Origin of the sequence: Acinetobacter lwoffii, assembly GCF_024129435.1 — a bacterium.
In the GTDB taxonomy this organism is placed as follows: Bacteria; Pseudomonadota; Gammaproteobacteria; order Pseudomonadales; family Moraxellaceae; genus Acinetobacter; species Acinetobacter lwoffii_F.
In genome coordinates, this window is record NZ_JAMXXN010000012.1 from 38004 (window position 1) to 54465 (window position 16462).

General features: G+C 42.9%; 16 protein-coding genes. 7 read left to right on the plus strand and 9 right to left on the minus strand.

Features of this window, described 5'->3' with window-relative positions; genetic code table 11:
- Window positions 1–74: 74 nt before the first annotated feature.
- Together NI455_RS09490 and NI455_RS09495 are read right to left on the minus strand one after the other, a co-directional pair.
- On the minus strand, window positions 75–773 hold the full coding sequence (locus NI455_RS09490; RefSeq protein ID WP_004646386.1) for a pirin family protein: 699 nt from the start codon (window positions 771–773) through the stop codon (window positions 75–77).
- Window positions 774–952: 179 nt separating this feature from the next.
- The gene (locus NI455_RS09495) at window positions 953–2173 is read right to left on the minus strand and encodes a L,D-transpeptidase family protein (RefSeq protein WP_253113841.1); all 1221 of its coding nucleotides are present in this window, start codon (window positions 2171–2173) and stop codon (window positions 953–955) included.
- 205 nt (window positions 2174–2378) lie between these two features.
- On the opposite strand from NI455_RS09495, the gene hemE reads away from it, so the two are divergent.
- From hemE to NI455_RS09520, 5 genes are all read left to right on the plus strand, one after another.
- Window positions 2379–3449: a uroporphyrinogen decarboxylase gene (gene hemE, locus NI455_RS09500; RefSeq protein WP_005246858.1), complete on the plus strand. Its 1071-nt coding sequence runs from the start codon at window positions 2379–2381 to the stop codon at window positions 3447–3449.
- Between the two features lie 10 nt (window positions 3450–3459).
- The gene (locus NI455_RS09505) at window positions 3460–4263 is read left to right on the plus strand and encodes a DUF817 family protein (RefSeq protein WP_253113843.1); all 804 of its coding nucleotides are present in this window, start codon (window positions 3460–3462) and stop codon (window positions 4261–4263) included.
- A gap of 143 nt (window positions 4264–4406) precedes the next feature.
- Window positions 4407–4877 (plus strand): DUF3015 family protein, encoded by a 471-nt coding sequence (locus NI455_RS09510; RefSeq protein WP_004279577.1) that lies wholly within the window; start codon window positions 4407–4409, stop codon window positions 4875–4877.
- 77 nt (window positions 4878–4954) lie between these two features.
- On the plus strand, window positions 4955–6841 hold the full coding sequence (locus NI455_RS09515) for an Lnb N-terminal periplasmic domain-containing protein (protein WP_253113845.1): 1887 nt from the start codon (window positions 4955–4957) through the stop codon (window positions 6839–6841).
- 198 nt (window positions 6842–7039) lie between these two features.
- A complete protein-coding gene (locus tag NI455_RS09520) occupies window positions 7040–8437 on the plus strand; it encodes a diguanylate cyclase (protein WP_253113848.1) in 1398 nt (465 codons plus the stop codon).
- Window positions 8438–8448: 11 nt separating this feature from the next.
- Here NI455_RS09520 and NI455_RS09525 read toward each other — a convergent pair whose 3' ends face one another.
- From NI455_RS09525 to NI455_RS09555, 7 genes are all read right to left on the minus strand, one after another.
- Entirely contained in the window at window positions 8449–9009 is a 561-nt protein-coding gene (locus NI455_RS09525) for a DUF4385 domain-containing protein (protein ID WP_253113851.1), read from the minus strand.
- A gap of 114 nt (window positions 9010–9123) precedes the next feature.
- Window positions 9124–9558 carry a hypothetical protein gene (locus NI455_RS09530; protein ID WP_253113854.1) on the minus strand — a complete coding sequence of 145 codons (435 nt, stop codon included), beginning with the start codon at window positions 9556–9558 and terminating at the stop codon, window positions 9124–9126.
- A 323-nt stretch (window positions 9559–9881) separates the two neighbouring features.
- Window positions 9882–10430, minus strand: coding sequence for a GTP cyclohydrolase I FolE (gene folE, locus NI455_RS09535; RefSeq protein ID WP_171065034.1), 549 nt, complete (start codon window positions 10428–10430; stop codon window positions 9882–9884).
- Window positions 10431–10523: 93 nt separating this feature from the next.
- Window positions 10524–11207 (minus strand): Smr/MutS family protein, encoded by a 684-nt coding sequence (locus tag NI455_RS09540; protein WP_004646397.1) that lies wholly within the window; start codon window positions 11205–11207, stop codon window positions 10524–10526.
- A gap of 197 nt (window positions 11208–11404) precedes the next feature.
- Window positions 11405–12211 carry an indole-3-glycerol phosphate synthase TrpC gene (trpC, locus tag NI455_RS09545; protein WP_004279588.1) on the minus strand — a complete coding sequence of 269 codons (807 nt, stop codon included), beginning with the start codon at window positions 12209–12211 and terminating at the stop codon, window positions 11405–11407.
- Between the two features lie 20 nt (window positions 12212–12231).
- Window positions 12232–13278, minus strand: a complete 1047-nt coding sequence (trpD, locus tag NI455_RS09550) for an anthranilate phosphoribosyltransferase (RefSeq protein WP_004279589.1) — start codon at window positions 13276–13278, stop codon at window positions 12232–12234.
- Between the two features lie 9 nt (window positions 13279–13287).
- Window positions 13288–13872 carry an anthranilate synthase component II gene (locus tag NI455_RS09555; protein ID WP_004646400.1) on the minus strand — a complete coding sequence of 195 codons (585 nt, stop codon included), beginning with the start codon at window positions 13870–13872 and terminating at the stop codon, window positions 13288–13290.
- A gap of 808 nt (window positions 13873–14680) precedes the next feature.
- On the opposite strand from NI455_RS09555, the gene glnA reads away from it, so the two are divergent.
- Window positions 14681–16096: a type I glutamate--ammonia ligase gene (glnA, locus tag NI455_RS09560; protein ID WP_004279641.1), complete on the plus strand. Its 1416-nt coding sequence runs from the start codon at window positions 14681–14683 to the stop codon at window positions 16094–16096.
- A 90-nt stretch (window positions 16097–16186) separates the two neighbouring features.
- Window positions 16187–16462, plus strand: coding sequence for a hypothetical protein (locus tag NI455_RS09565; RefSeq protein WP_004279642.1), 276 nt, complete (start codon window positions 16187–16189; stop codon window positions 16460–16462).

Sequence of the window (16462 nt, forward strand, 5' to 3'; positions counted from 1 at the left end):
TCATGATTATACGTATAAAAAATGGCTATTAATCACTGGGATCAATAGCCATTAGAGCTGAGAGCTTTAAAAGCTTAGTTGGGTACTTCCGGCAAATCAAACCAGATCACTTGCGCATCTTCGCTTGCTTTAATTTCTGTATCATCTAGAAAAGCAATTGCGCCGCCAGCTTCAACTGTATGTTCAGCGATCTGGACAGTGCCAGAAACAACATGTACATAATTAATATGCTGGGTCGCTTTCACTTCCAGACTTTGGCCTTGCTGAATCACCGCAGTTTTGACTTCGGCATTCTGACGAATATGCATCGGTGCATTGTCATTCGGACCACAAATCAAATGCCACTGGTTCGGTTGCTCATGCGGGTCAAGACGGATTTGCTGATAGTTCGGCTTGGCATCACGTTCATTTGGAATAATCCAGATTTGCAGTAAATGGACCTGTTCGTCGCCCTGGTTCATTTCACTGTGCCGCACACCTGTTCCGGCGCTCATCAGTTGCCATTCACCCGCAGCAATTCCGCCATGATTGCCCATGCTGTCCTGATGGGTAATGGTTCCTTTCAGCACACAGGTCAGGATTTCCATATTGTCATGCGGATGTGTGCCAAAACCCTGATGACCATCAATCAGGTCATCATTAATCACGCGTAAAGCACTGATACCCATATACTTTGGATTATACCAGTTACCAAATGAGAAGCTGTGTTTAGACTCTAGCCAGCCCATTTTTACATGACCACGATTTTCGCTAGGATGTAGAAAAGCATTCATGATTTCATCTCGACATTATTTTTAACTTGAGATCATCATACTGTCGTTTTATAACTGAAAAAATCTCAAATAGGCGACAGATCATTACATTTTTGCAACGACATAGCTGAAAGTAAACATAAGGAATAAAAAAGCCCGCTCAAAAGCAGGCTATTTTATTCAAATCGTTAGACCAATCATCATTCTAAGAAACGAACCGTTACGCCAGATTTGACTTTACGGCCAAGATCATTGGCATCCCAGTTAGTTAAACGAATACAACCATGTGACGCTGTTTTCGAAATGGTAGATGGATTTGGTGTCCCGTGAATACCGAATGATTTCTTGCTTAAACCAATCCAGATATTCCCGACAGGACCGTTAGGACCTGGTGGTAAAGATAGTGGTTTTAAGTTTTTACCTTGTACAAAGTTAGAAGGTGAGTAGCTGTACCAAGGGTTTGGTGCAACACCTGTGACTTTATAGGTTCCGGTCGGAGATGGTGTATCTGCACTACCAATGGTGGCAGGGAATGACGCGATCATTTGATTCTTACTGTTAAATAAGTACAGTTGTTTTGCACCTTTATGTGCAACAATCAAGTGAATACCTTCAGGCAAGTCATTACGTACATTACTGACCAGTAATTTTTCACCCACTTTATTAAAGTTAGCATTTGGATTGAGTTTCTTTAAGAAATTCTCATCCATATGGAATTTTTCACTCAACATTTCACTGACACGTGTGTAGTACAAGCCTTTCATTTTTGCCTGTAACGCATAATCTGAAGGAATAGACTTGGCAAACGGACCTGCCAGATCTTTTTCAGTAATGGTGTATTCAATAAAGGTTGGCTTAGAACCTTGACGTGCAACTAGTTTATCCCAGGTTTCCTGAGTCAAAACACCTGTCGGTTTGATGCCATTCATTTGCTGGAAAGATGCAATCGCTTTCAGTGTGTTTTTACCGCTGGTTCCGTCAATCGCACCCGGTGACGCATGGGCATTATTCAGCATGACATGCGCACGTGCGTAAACTGGGAATTGACCTGCACCGATATTTTCATACCACTGGGCATTATTTAAGCCATCTAAAGTCCAAGAAGCTTTGGTCGCTGCAGAGTTAGTCGGTGCTTTGGTATTTGGTGCTGCGCCAATAGAAGCAATCTGATCTTCGGTATCCTGTAGCTCATTCAGTGCTTCAGATGCCTGTTTTAAGTCTTGTTGTTCTTGTGCGGTAATTTGCGCTTCTGCAGGTGCTTGGGCCGCTGAAGCTTCAGTTGCTAATGGATCAATCGGATCTTGCACTGCAACATCAGTCACCACTTGGGGTTTTAATGGTTGTTCAGCAGTAGACGCGGCAAAAACTTGACCTGCGAAAATGCAACCTAGACTCACAGCGAGCATTGTGCGAACGAACATGTAACTCAACCTTAAGAATTATTTCTTTAACTATGTGAAAAAACACTATAAGTATTACAGAAAAAATGTGGAGATGCAGTAGTTGTTTTGTGTAAATCACTAGGTTGCCGTTCAATCCGATCGGTTTTTAAAGTTGCCAGAAGTTATTAAAACTGCGGCCTTTTTGCTATGATGTTGGCAATGTCAAAGAAAGATGGGAATGTGAATGACGACCTTAAAAAATGATCGTTTTCTGCGCGCATTGTTGCGTGAGCCTGTAGATGCTACGCCAGTATGGATGATGCGTCAGGCTGGCCGTTATTTGCCTGAGTACCGCGAAACGCGTACCAAGGCAGGAGATTTCCTTTCGCTTTGCAAGAATACTGAACTGGCCTGTGAAGTAACTTTGCAGCCTTTACGCCGTTATGATCTTGATGCCGCGATTTTATTCTCGGATATCTTGACGGTTCCGGATGCTTTGGGACTGGGGCTGTATTTTGAAGCCGGTGAAGGCCCGAAATTTCACAAGACCATCCGTACCGAACAGGATGTCGCCAACCTGCCTGCATTTAATGCCAAGTCGGATCTGGATTATGTGATGAATGCCGTTTCGACCATTCGTTCAGCCTTGGGTGGTCAGGTTCCTCTGATTGGTTTCTCGGGCAGTCCATGGACTCTGGCAACGTATATGGTCGAAGGCGGTTCAAGCAAGGATTTCCGTTTTACCAAACAGATGATGTATGCGCAGCCTGAAGTTTTGCATGCTTTACTGGATCGTCTGGCTGATGCAGTGACTGAATATTTGAATGCGCAGATCGATGCGGGTGCACAAGCGGTACAGATCTTTGATAGTTGGGGTGGGGCATTAGCACATCGTGAATATATCGAGTTCTCGCTGAATTATATGCAGAAGATTGTCGCTGGTCTGCAACGTGAGAAAGACGGTCGCAAGATTCCGGTAATTCTGTTTACCAAAGGTGGCGGTCAATGGTTGGAACCGATGATTACGACAGGCGCAGATGCGTTTGGTCTGGACTGGACCACGCCATTGAATGTCGCTCGTCAAACCGTTGCGGGTCGTGCAGCACTTCAGGGTAACCTGGATCCTGCAACTTTATATGGTTCATCAGACACCATCATTAAAGCAACAAAAGCCATGCTGGATGATGCCTATGCCAATGGCGAGAAAACCGGTTATGTTGCCAATCTGGGTCATGGTATTACCCAGTGGGTTGATCCGGCGAATCCAAAAGCATTCATTGATACCGTACATGAGTATAGTGCCAAATATCTTTAGGATGTAAACCTTGATCGATCTATTCAAATCAGGGTTTGAATTTACTTATAAGGCAGCTTCGGCTGCCTTATTTGGGATTTTACTCCTGCTGGCTTTTGCGCTGACTGCTTCTATGGGCAGCGATCTCTTTTTCGGTTTTTACCGGTATGACTATCTGCTTTTTTTTGCTTTGCTGATTCAGGTGATATTGCTCTATACAAAACTGGAATCCTGGGCTGAAGCCAAAGTGATTGCGCTATTTCATCTCATGGCCATGGTGATGGAAATCTTCCTGACCCATCCGGCAATTGCTTCCTGGCATTACCCACAACCCGCGGTATTTAAAATCCTGACCGTACCTTTGTTTGCTGGCTTTATGTATTCGGCAGTCGGCAGCTTTTTTGCACGTTCTTTACGTCTATATCAGGTTTCATTTGAAAAATTGCCGCGTTTTAGTCATATGCTGGCTTTGGCAGTCTTGTCTTATATCAACTTTATGAGCAAGTTTTTTATTCCTGACTATCGTCTGATTCTATTTGTCTGGAGCGTGATCATGTTCTGGAAAACCAGAATCCGCTTCCAGCTGAATCAGCATGCTTTTCAGTTGCCGATGTTACCCGTACTGCTGATTCTGGCGTTTATTATCTGGATTGCCGAGAACATCAGTACCTTTTACCAGATCTGGCTCTATCCAAGCCAGATTGAGCAATGGCATATGGTGGGATGGGGCAAACTCGGATCTTGGTATTTATTATTACTGCTGAGTCTGGTGTTGGTACTGAAAATCTTGGGACAGCGTAATTTACAAGGCGATTGGGCGCTCAAAGAACAGTAAAATCAACCAGGTTATGTTTATGTAAAGCATGCATTTTTTCAATTGCGCCAAACTTGACTTGTCGCTACTCTCCTGAGTATGTAATTTAAATTACATCATTAGAGTAATAACAAAGATTGCATGAGAATAATTGGAGAATAACTATGTTGAAAAAAATTATGCTGGCGGCGGTATTGGCGACTGGTTCAAGCATGGCGATGGCTGACCGAGATGTCGGTTGTGGTATCGGAAGCCAGGTGTGGGCGGGTCAGTCTGGTATTATTCCTAAACTCTTTGCAGGTACGACCAACGTTCTGTTCACGAATCAGTGGCTCGGGATCACTTTTGGTACTTTAGGTTGTAGCCAGGGCGGTACCGTAACCGCTCAAGTGGTGACCTTTACCAATGAAAACGCTGAAGCATTGGCGCGTGATATGGCAGTTGGAGAGGGTGAAAGCCTGAATGTTCTGGCTGAACTTTTGAATATTAAATCTGAAGATAAAGCTCGTTTCTTTAGCGTTTCCAAGCAGAATTTCTCTGAAATTTATTCCGAAGAAAACCAGAATACATTACAAGTTTTAAGCACCTTACAAACTGTGATGGCCAAAGATGAAGTATTGAAATCCTACATCTGATCCGCACCCTAAAAACCCTGCTGTTCTGGCAGGGTTTTCTTATGACTAAAAGAAATTGATGAGAATAAGTTAACTGAATGAAATATGCGTTCTTCATGTTGGGCCTGACATTCAGCCCTTTAAGTTTTTCTAGCGAAATTAATCCAGACATCCAGCATTATATCGCTCAGGCCGAAACCCTGCGTCTGGATCAGAGCACCACCTGGCAGCGTCTGATGTATGCTAATCCCGAAGGTCATAGCGAGGTTAACTATTCGGGCTATTTCCTGGCAGAGCAGGGAAAAACTGATCTAAAAAAAGAAATGCAGCATAACATTCAGGCTTTATTCCTGAGCGCAGAGCCGAATCAGTCTGTTCGCTGTAAGTTTCCGGCACGCAGCAGCTGGTTAATGCAGCAATTGAATATTTCCGAGCAACAATTGCCTGCGATTAGTTGTCCTGATTTGGATAAATGGATTGGCGAGGTCAAGCCCTATCAGGCGACGCTGATTTATGCCACGGATTTTATGGGTAATCCCAGCTCCATGTTCGGGCATACCTTATTGCGGCTGGGCCCTAAAGACCAGCAACAACTCAATCTGATTTCTTATGCAGTCAACTATGCCGCAACGGTCGATGGCAATGACAACTGGTCCTTTGCCTGGAAAGGGCTGACCGGACAATATCCGGGTGAATATTCCCTGATGCCGTATTACCGCAAGGTCAAAGAGTATGGTGACTTTGAAAGCCGGGACTTATGGGAATATGAATTAAACTTAAGCCCGCAAGAAACCAGGTTTCTGGTACAGCATCTCTGGGAAATGCAAAATGTAAGTTTCCCTTATTATTTTATCAATGATAATTGTGCATATCGTTTACTCGGGCTGTTTGATCTGGTACGTCCCGAGTTAAATCTACAGAAACAGTTTAATTCGACTGCGATTCCGATTGAAACGCTGAAAGTCGTAGAACAGCAGGGCTTGATCAAACAGAAAGTTTATCGTCCGGCGCTTGAAACTCAATTGCTGGCTCAATCCAGACAGCATGGCAAAGCCTTGGCAAAAACTGCGCATCAGCTGGCTTATGCAGAAACAGACCTAATGCCTTCAATTTTGCAGCCTTATCCGGCAGAAGATCAGGCCAAAATTCTGGAAATGGCCTATGATCATTTATATCTGGACTTTCTCCGACAAAAAGTCGATGAATCTTTTGCTCAGCCACGTTTCCGCAAGCTATTGGGTTTAAGAAGTCAGCTGAATATCGAGAAGCAGCGTAAAGCGCCTGAACGTCCAAAAACAGATCCGGTACAAAGCCATCATGCACGCAATATCAGTATTCAGGCCGGACAGGTTCAAGGTGAATCCTTTGTCCAGCTTGGACATCGGCAAGCTTATCATGATCTTATTGATCCGCAAGGCGGTTTTCGTACCGGTACACAGTTGCTGTTTCTGGATGGGGCTTTGCAATATCGTGACAGTGAACTCAAGCTGGAACATCTGGATCTATTTACCGTCAATTCCTATAACCCGGTCAATCCGTTTAATACGCCATTATCTTGGGGTTTTAATCTGGGCTGGAAACAGGAGGCACTGGATGCGCATGGCCAGTTTAGTGAAGATGAGCAGCATGGCGTTGCCAGCTTAAAAACTCAGGTCGGTTATAGCTGGGCAAATGTCAGCCGTGAACATCTATGTTATGCACAAATGCAAACTCAGCTACAGGCAGGCAAGACACTTGATCAAGGCTGGCGCGTAGGTGCAGGCCCTACTGTGGGGTGCCAGAATATCTGGAGCGATCAGATCAACAGTCTGGTGCAGTTGGAACTGCCTTATTGGGAAGATTCGCATCGCTGGCAGCTGAAACTGAATACTGAAATCCAATATGCATTCAATCCACAACATGCACTTCGGCTGTCTTGGGAATATCAGCAACAACAAACTAAAGACTGGGATCAATGGAGTCTTGGTTTGATCCGGTATTTTTAAGATTGAGTCAAAACTGATTAACACTATTCATAAATTGCTGTGTATCCATGAGGCTACTGTTCGGTTTTCCCGTGTATAAAAAGATTGGCTGGGTTGGGTACAAATAATCTGGTCGATATTTTAGGAAAAATACCTGATATTTGTTATATTTATCACATAATGTGAGTACAAATTGCAAGGTTTTGGGGAACAGACAGTATGAATAATGAATGCATGGCAAGACTGGCCGAGCAATGGGAACAGATCTGTCAAAATTATTCATCTGATGACTTATTGCATGCCTTTCATTTTATTCAAGATCATTCCCTGATTCTGGTGGAAGAATTCTATAAAAACATGCTCATTGAAAAGGAATCTGCAGAATTCTTTTCCGATGACTTGATTCAACAGCGCTTGCGCGACACTTTAAATGCCTGGCTACTTGAAAGCTTTGGTGTAGGGATTAATAAACGCTATGCCGATGCCGTGCAGAAACAGGCGATGGTGGGGCATGTGCATGCGCGTGTCGGAATTCCATCCTGGCTGATCATGCGCGGTGTACGTGAAATTGAGCGTAAAATGTTTGAACTGCTGGATGAGAATCCTCATCACAGTATGTTGACTACCTGCAGTTATATTGTCCAGATCATGGGGTTTGCCACAGAAGTCATGTGCCGATCTTATGAAGCCAAAACAGCCATGAATCAGGAAATTAAACACAGTTATCGTGTTTTTTCAGCGATGCAGGATGTGGCCGTACAAAAAGATAAACAGCGCAGTTCATTGCTAGACTGGGAAAATGAGCTCATGTTCAAGGTCTTTTCTGAGCATGAAAAATTGAATCATCCGATGTTGTCCAAGTCGGAGTTTGGTTTATGGTTTATTCATAAAGCCTCTTATGCTTTTACCGGCTCTGACCAGGTCGATTTAATCATTGAACGAATTTATCAAGTCGATGAACTTAATCAAGATATCATGGACTGTACGGACAAAAACAATATGCTGGGACTAATCCAGCAGATCCGTGACTTGAACCGCGAAATTCAGCTGCTGGTGGACCAGTTATTTCAGGTGGCCGAATATATTGAATCAGGTAATGATTCATTGACCCAGTTACTGAATCGCCGTTATTTGAATACGATTATTTCACGTGAAATCACTTTTTCTCGTAAGAATCATACGCCTTTGTCTTTACTTGCTATCGATGCTGATTATTTCAAAAGTATTAATGACAAATTCGGACATGCAGCAGGTGATCTGGCCTTGAAATTTCTGGCCGAAGCATTGCAAAAATATAGTCAGGGCAGTGATTATGCTTTTCGGGTCGGCGGTGAAGAGTTTTTGCTGTTACTGGTGGATACTGATGAAAAACGTGCCCTCAATATCGCCGAAAGTATTCGTAAATATATTGAAAATGGCATGATTAATTCGGCACAAGGCCAGCAGTTTAAATTTACGGTGAGTATTGGTTGTGTGCTTTATGATGGACATCCGGATTATCAGCGCTTCCTGAATGCGGCAGATTCTGCCTTGTATATGGCGAAGAACAACGGGCGTAACAGGGTCTATATGGCTCATCAGTCCTTGAACCCGGGCACACAGCCACTCTCGGTTTAAATGAAAGGTTTTTATTCAGTTGCAGACTGCTGCTCTATAAATTCCTGAAATTTCTGTTTTTGCTGAAGATATTCGGGATGATTTTTAGCTTCATCCCATTTCTGTTTAAAGATTTTGGCAGTAGCAGCTTTAACCGGATCTTCCTGATTGCGCGGTAGCTCTGAACGGCCATGCGCGCCACTCAAGCCTTTTTTGTCTTCTGGAACCGGACCGTCGTATTTTTTGCCCCCTTTATGATTGGCATAACGCCGGGCACGGGTAAAACCCATCTGTAAAAACTTGCGTGCCATGTCCGCACCAACAAAATCTTCTTGTTTTAAATACTCTAAAAAAAGCTGATAGATTTTCTCGCTACTGGCTTGGGCTTTTTCTTCATCTGCAAAGCGCCAATGTGGCAGGATTTCCGATTTATAAGGCTCAACCAGTAATACACCTTGTTCACCACGGCCAATCCGGTAGAGCTCCGGTCGTTTGCGAAAATTAATTTTTGCGAAGTCCAGCGAATAATCAAAACTATTCGAAACTACACGTGACGGACGTTTTGGTGGAGCTATTTTGGCAGATGGCTTCATATTCGGCCTTTTCTGAAATTTAAAATTATTCGATATTTCAGCTAATACAAATTATAAAAATGAAAGGGCAGGACACAGAAAAGCCCCTGGCATTTAGAACTAGGGGCTTTCATTTTACTTCGATTTTTTTGAACTGGTCTTCGAGGTTTTAGCCTTGGTTGACTTGCTCTTAGAGGAGCTGCTCGACTGCTTTTTAGCAGGTGCTGATTTTTTTGAAGAAGACTTTTTCACTTTAGTGTCGTCTTTACTCTTGTTGCTGCTTTTCGCTTTAGCCGGTTTTTTCGCGGAAGAGGTCTTTTGGTCTTTCGCTTTATCACTGGCTTTTGAGCTCGAATTTTTCTTCGCCTTCACTTTTTCATCTTTGCTGGCATTGTCTTTCTTAGAAGATGCCGCTTTAGATTTACTGCTCGCCGCTTTTTTAGTGACTTTGCGATCACTGTCTTCGTCACTACTCTTATTCGACTTTTTCAGTTTCTCATCTTGGGTCTTTTTAGCAGTTTTTGCTGATTTTTTACTGTCTTTCGCCTGGTTATTTTTGCTATTCGCCATGGTTACTTTCCTTATCATTAAAAATCAATCAGAAAGATATAAAGCGCTTTGCTGTATATCAACTTCAAATTACTTTAAGGGGAGAGCGGCAGGATTAAAACTTTATCGTGTATCCAAGTGTAGGCTTGTTGCAAACACAAGCAGGAATTGTTCGAGTTCCAGACTAAAATATAGCAAGTTTTGGGACAGGTCTTTAAACCCTGTTACCAGATGTCATTTATAGCAAGTGAGCTTTGGAGTTAAGTATTGATATCCTCTTCCTTTAAAAGCAAAAAACCCCGAATGATCGAGGCTCTGAGTAACTTATTTTTAAGCTTTAATAATTAATAGCTTTCTGGAACCGCACTTAAAAATTCACGACGTGTTTCTTTGTCGGTTTTAAAATCACCAATAAATGATACCGTACGTGTGGTTGATTCCTGCTTGCCTACACCACGCATCATCATGCACATGTGCGCAGAATCAATGACTACGGCAACACCACGTGCTTTGGTGACTTCAGCCACGGCTTCTGCAATTTGCTGAGTCAGATTTTCCTGAATTTGTAAACGGCGTGCAAACATTTCAGTAATGCGGGCAAATTTAGACAGGCCTAAAACATGACCTTCAGGCAAATAGGCGATATGAACGCGGCCATAAAATGGCAATAAGTGATGCTCACATAACGAATAAAATTCGATATTTTTGACCAGTACCATTTCACGGTTATCGGAAGGGAAGACTGCCTTGTTGGTCACTTCTTCAAGTGTCTGGCTATAACCCGAGGTTAAATATGAAAATGCTTTCGCAGCGCGCACAGGCGTATCTTTGAGACCAGGGCGATTTAGATCTTCGCCAACGGCAGTAAGAATGTTTGCGTAGGATTGCTGCATAGTCATATGACGTATTCACTTAAACTGAGAATGAACAAGGACGGCATTGTAGCAGAAAACTTTTACAATGCCTTGTTTTGAGGCTAAAACCGTTTACTGTTTGAACTTTGGATTCTTTTCTGCACGTTTGAGCAGAACCAATACCGCACCGGTACCACCTTGCTTTTCAGGTGCACTGACAAAAGCCAAAACATCGCGATGCTGACGCAACCAGCCGTTGACATAGGTTTTTAAAATCGCTTCCGGACCTTTGCCATGTACGATTTTAATCACGTTCTGGTTTTCATCTTTGGCGATTTGAATAATCTGCAGCACGGCTTGACGCGCTTCTTCTACGGTACAGCCATGCAGATCCACAGCTTCAAACCAGCGCAAGTTACCGGCTTTCAAGTCTTCAAACACTTTATGCTGCAAGGTGGCAATGCGGTAACTCAAGTTGGCCTGACTCCCGACAGGATTGAGCATGGCCTGAGTATCTGATAAAGCCATGGCCTCTGTTTCCATCGGGCCAGTAGCCGCTGCACGCTTTGCCAGGATTTGTGCATCCGGCTTTTTCTTGCGTGGCTTGTCCAGTTGAACCGTATTGCCCGATTCAATTTTTTGCACGCCCTGCATTTGCTTGCGGAATAATTCAAGTTCTTCTAAAGCCTCTTGCTCGACAGTCTTTTCAACAGGTGCAGCAACGACCGCAGGCGTTTGCGGCTGTGTAATTTGCTTCTTAAAAGATTTCAGCAGGTTGTACTGATCTTTAGATAATGAAGAATCGTGTTTACTCATAATGTAAAAACAAGGGAGATGCGGAATTTACAAGAATTATAGTCTGAAAATAGACAAAGGAGAACTGAATTGCGTTCATGACATTGCTGAGGATTTTAAATACGCTCGAGAATCTATGATCTACTTTTCAATATTGAAAATAAAAAAGCCCAATCCTGAGATTGGGCTTTTTTAATGCTTAGGTGAGCATTTACATTTTAAACCGCTTCAGGCTCACCAAACAGATCGCGGAAAGCATGATCCGGACGTGGCTGTTTCATGAAGCTTTCGCCGACCAGAAAGGCGTGAATATCATTTTTCTGCATCATCGCAACATCCGCAGGTGTGGCAATACCGCTTTCAGTCACCAGCAGGCGTGAAGGGTCCAGTAATTTTTTCAAACGTAATGATGTGTTTAAATCCACATCAAAGGTTTTTAAATTACGGTTATTTACACCGAGCAGACAACGATCAGAAAGTTTTAAAGCACGGGATAGTTCTTCTTCATCGTGAACTTCAACCAGTACATCCAGATGATGTTCAAATGCAGTTTTAGACATTTCTTCTAACTGCTGGTCAGACAGGCAAGCCACAATTAGCAAGATACAGTCTGCATGCAGGGCACGTGCTTCGATAACTCCATAAGGATCGATCAGAAAGTCTTTGCGCAGTGCAGGCAGGTCGCAATGTGAACGGGCAATCTGAATGTTGTCATCGTGACCCTGGAAAAAGTCTACATCGGTCAGCACCGATAAACAGGCTGCACCTGCCTCCTGATACTGTGCTGCAATTTCCGCAGGGTTAAAGTTCTCGCGAATAATGCCCTTGGATGGCGAAGCTTTCTTAATTTCAGCAATGACACCCGGACGTTTCGACACTAAAGACTGGGCAAAACCACGCACAGGTGATGCACCTTGTGCCAGTTCTTCCAGATCTTTATAGCTTTTCTGCTTTAAACGTAGGGCAAATTCTTCTTTTTTACGGTCAACAATTTTGCCTAAAATTGTATTTGCGATATCCACCATGATCAAAATCCCTGACCGAATTAAGCTTCGTAATGTTTAATAGTTTTGGTAAATTCAGACAGTACACTCATTTTCTCAAGTGCCTGACCGCCATAAATAATGTCATGTGCCAGCGCAACACCTTGCTTATAGCTGCTGGTCAAACCAGAGACATAAATACCTGCACCAGCATTCAGCGCGATCATGTTCGCTGCTTTATCACCGATGTCTGATTTCTTCTTGCCCAGCGCATCTTTGATCAAAGCCAGACTTTGCGCAGAATCTTCCACAATCAGTCCGGTCAGAGTTTGCGATTCAATATCGACCGATTCAGGAATAATTTCCCATTCGGTGACTTCGCCATTTTTCAGTTCAGCAACATGAGTTGAAGAGGCTATACTGATTTCATCCAGACCATCACGTGAATGTACTACCATCACATGTTCAGCACCGAGCTGTTTCATAACTTCGGCAATTGGACGGCAGAGTTCATTGGAAAATACGCCAATGACCAGACGTTGTACGCCAGCCGGATTGGTTAAAGGACCGAGCAGGTTGAAAATACTGCGAATCCCCAATTCTTTACGTGGGCCGATTGCATATTTCATGGCTTGATGATGATTCGGTGCAAACAGGAAGCCGACACCGACATCACGGATACAGCGTTCAGTCTGCTGCATATTCAGGTCCAGATTAATCCCGGCCTGTTCCAGCAAATCTGACGAACCTGATTTGGTCGAAACGCCGCGGTTACCATGTTTGGCTATAGTTGCACCGGCTGCTGCGATCACGAATGCAGAGGCAGTAGAAACGTTAAACAGGTTTTGACCGTCACCGCCTGTGCCGACGATATCGACCAGATAAGGAATGTCACTGACATCAATTTTAGTGGCAAGTTCACGCATGACACGTGCAGCTGCGGTAATCTCATCAATGCTTTCGCCTTTAAGACGTAAGCCCATCAGCAGGGCACCAATCTGGGCATCGGTCGCTTCACCTGACATGATGGCACGCATCACGTCTTGCATTTGATCCTGAGTCAGGTGAATGTTTTTAGTAATATTGCTTAAAGCTTGTTGAATATTCATAAGGTGTTCTTAGGCATAAATTTCGAGAAAGTTTTTAAAGATTTGATGACCATGCTGGCTCAGAATCGATTCGGGATGGAACTGCACGCCTTCGACCGGCAATGTCTTATGTTTCACACCCATAATTTCTTCCATAGAGCCGTCAGCTTCATTGGTCCAGCAGGTCACTTCCAGACATTCGGGCAAGGTGGCTTGATCAATCACCAGTGAATGATAGCGCGTTGCAGGAAATGGAGAAGGAAGATTGCTGAAAATCCCGGTATCACTGTGGTACATATCAGACAGACGGCCATGCATGACACGTTTGGCACGCACGATATCACCGCCAAATGCCTGACCAATACTTTGATGACCAAGACAAACGCCCAGTAAAGGAATTTTGCCAGCAAAATGCTGAATGGCAGGAATAGAAATTCCTGCCTCACTTGGCGAGCACGGGCCGGGGCCAATCACTAAATACTTAGGTTGCCATCGCTCTATATCTTCCAATGTCACGGCATCATTACGGACTACTTTTACTTCTTGATTCAGTTCGCCAAAATATTGGACGATGTTATAAGTAAAGGAGTCATAGTTGTCGATCATTAAAAGCATGAGCTTAACCTATTGAAATTAATGCACTTAACTGTGCTAATGTTGTCCAGATCGTACTTTATTTATACGTGTTGCAAGCACTTGCCTAACACAACTAAATCATTGATTTCATTGTGTGAAAATAAAGCACGCTTCATCATAGCAAAAAATAGCCCCATTCGGCGCAACAATTTCGCTCAATTTATTGGCTTTAAAAACCTGTAGAAAATTAAATAAAATTTTATAATGATTTAAAGTAATAGGCTTACTCATAGAAAGATTTAAAAGGCTATTTTTTAGAGTAAAACTTAAAAATGAAAAAATTAAGGTCAAAGAGAGGTAAAATGCTTGATGAAAAAAACATCACTTGAATAATTAAGCTTTATATAAACTTTTCTATTGAAAGTAGATTTAAAGAAAATGCCTCATAATAGGCATACAATCCCAAATGAATCGCAAAATTTTCTTTACTGATATCTACTAAAAAAAGCTCAATTTTTAGCCAAAAACAAGTAAAAATATAACAAAAGTAAGAAAAAGCAGCATATTTGCTATAAAAAGCTATGTTTCTTATACATTTTTATAGATACATGCACTATTTAGGTGCGCTAAAAAATAAAGCTGAAATAAAATAAATGAAGAATGCTTGAATATAGTGCATTTAGTTTTGCAGCTAGTATAATAGCCGCAAAGTATTTTTGTCACTTCATGATTTCTTATAAAGATTTCAATATTTTATCTATACTTTTAAAAGTTGGTACGGTAATTGCTTAATAACTATCAACTGCTAACACGCACTTCACGGGTGCAACAAAAACATCGGAGCAAAATGAGCATGGCGAACAAGGTCCTTCAACTCATACAAGAAAGTGGCGCAAAATGGGTCGATTTTCGCTTTACTGATACCAAGGGTAAAGAACAACACGTCACTTACCCAGCAGACAGTATTGATGAAGATACATTTGAAGACGGCAAAATGTTTGACGGTTCTTCAATTGCAGGTTGGAAAGGCATCGAAGCATCGGACATGATTTTACGTCCGGATGCGGCAACAGGTTTTATCGACCCGTTCTTTGCAGAGCCAACAGTTGTTGTAACTTGTGACGTCATCGAGCCATCAACTGGTCAAGGTTATGATCGTGACCCACGTTCGATTGCGCGCCGTGCAGAAGAATATTTGAAATCTACCGGTATCGGTGATACTGCATTCTTTGGTCCAGAACCAGAATTCTTCGTATTTGACGAAGTAAAATGGGAAATCGACATGTCTGGCGCGCGCCATACATTGATCGCTGAAGAAGCTGCTTGGTCAACTAACAAAGACTACGAAGGCGGTAACTCTGGTCACCGTCCACGCGTAAAAGGCGGTTACTTCCCAGTTCCTCCTGTAGATTCTTCACATGACATGCGTGCAGACATGTGTGCGCGTATCGAAGACATCATGGGCCCAGGTCGTGTAGAAGTACATCACCACGAAGTTGCATCTTGCCAGTTAGAAATTGGTGTGAGCTTCAACACAATGGTTCGTAAAGCTGACGAAGTTCAACAGTTCAAATATGCTGTTTGGAACGTTGCGCACCAATACGCTAAAACTGCAACCTTTATGCCTAAACCAATGGTAGGCGATAACGGTTCAGGTATGCACGTTCACATGTCGATCTCTAAAGATGGCAAGAACCTGTTTGCTGGTGATGAATATGCAGGCCTTTCAGAAATGGCATTGTACTTCATCGGTGGTGTGATCAAACATGCTCGTTCATTGAATGCGATCACTAACCCATCTACAAACTCGTACAAGCGTTTGGTTCCACATTTCGAAGCACCGATTATGCTTGCTTACTCAGCGCGTAACCGTTCTGCATCTATCCGTATTCCTTACGTGTCTAGCCCGAAAGGCAAGCGTATTGAAGCGCGTTTTCCAGATCCAATGATGAACCCGTACCTAGGTTTCGCGGCATTGTTGATGGCTGGTCTTGACGGTATTCAAAACAAGATCCACCCAGGTGAAGCTGCTGACAAGAACTTGTACGATCTTCCACCGGAAGAAGAAGCAAAAATCCCTACAGTGGCGCATAGCCTGGATATGGCGCTTGAAGCACTTCAAGCGGATCATGATTACCTGTTAAAAGGTGGCGTGTTCACGAAAGAAATGCTTGATGCTTATATCGAGCTTAAAACTGAAGAAGTTCGTCGTCTAAACACGACTACTCACCCAGTTGAATTTGATATGTACTACAGCTTGTAATTCATCACGAATTAAAGCGAAGAAAACCCGCGCATGTCGCGGGTTTTTTTGTATCATCTATTTATAATTTTAAATGATTGATGGGCTTAAATGGCACAACGTAAAAAGCACACCAGCTTTTATCCATGGATTGATCCAAAAGATCATAACAAAGGTTTTAAGTTGAACTTCTCTGAAGTGACTTATCTTGAAGTGGGGCGGACTCCCGAGGGTTATAAGCAGGCTCAATTTGTGGCGCTGAAAAATCCTGAAATAGCGCTGGATTATGCTTATCCAGAATCATTTTATTTGAGTGCTGAAGGTTTTATTTTAATTAAAACCCCACAAGGCAAATATGAAATCATTGCAAAAACAGATAACTGTTAA

Excerpts from the sequence above, each read along its gene's own strand:
- NI455_RS09490 (WP_004646386.1), bottom strand. The coding sequence starts at position 773 with ATGAATGCTTTTCTACATCCTAGCGAAAATCGTGGTCATGTAAAAATG.
- NI455_RS09495 (WP_253113841.1), bottom strand. The coding sequence starts at position 2,173 with ATGTTCGTTCGCACAATGCTCGCTGTGAGTCTAGGTTGCATTTTCGCA.
- hemE (WP_005246858.1), top strand. The coding sequence starts at position 2,379 with ATGACGACCTTAAAAAATGATCGTTTTCTGCGCGCATTGTTGCGTGAG.
- NI455_RS09510 (WP_004279577.1), top strand. The coding sequence starts at position 4,407 with ATGTTGAAAAAAATTATGCTGGCGGCGGTATTGGCGACTGGTTCAAGC.
- NI455_RS09515 (WP_253113845.1), top strand. The coding sequence starts at position 4,955 with ATGAAATATGCGTTCTTCATGTTGGGCCTGACATTCAGCCCTTTAAGT.
- NI455_RS09520 (WP_253113848.1), top strand. The coding sequence starts at position 7,040 with ATGAATAATGAATGCATGGCAAGACTGGCCGAGCAATGGGAACAGATC.
- NI455_RS09525 (WP_253113851.1), bottom strand. The coding sequence starts at position 9,009 with ATGAAGCCATCTGCCAAAATAGCTCCACCAAAACGTCCGTCACGTGTA.
- NI455_RS09530 (WP_253113854.1), bottom strand. The coding sequence starts at position 9,558 with ATGGCGAATAGCAAAAATAACCAGGCGAAAGACAGTAAAAAATCAGCA.
- folE (WP_171065034.1), bottom strand. The coding sequence starts at position 10,430 with ATGCAGCAATCCTACGCAAACATTCTTACTGCCGTTGGCGAAGATCTA.
- NI455_RS09540 (WP_004646397.1), bottom strand. The coding sequence starts at position 11,207 with ATGAGTAAACACGATTCTTCATTATCTAAAGATCAGTACAACCTGCTG.
- trpC (WP_004279588.1), bottom strand. The coding sequence starts at position 12,211 with ATGGTGGATATCGCAAATACAATTTTAGGCAAAATTGTTGACCGTAAA.
- trpD (WP_004279589.1), bottom strand. The coding sequence starts at position 13,278 with ATGAATATTCAACAAGCTTTAAGCAATATTACTAAAAACATTCACCTG.
- NI455_RS09555 (WP_004646400.1), bottom strand. The coding sequence starts at position 13,872 with ATGCTTTTAATGATCGACAACTATGACTCCTTTACTTATAACATCGTC.
- glnA (WP_004279641.1), top strand. The coding sequence starts at position 14,681 with ATGAGCATGGCGAACAAGGTCCTTCAACTCATACAAGAAAGTGGCGCA.
- NI455_RS09565 (WP_004279642.1), top strand. The coding sequence starts at position 16,187 with ATGGCACAACGTAAAAAGCACACCAGCTTTTATCCATGGATTGATCCA.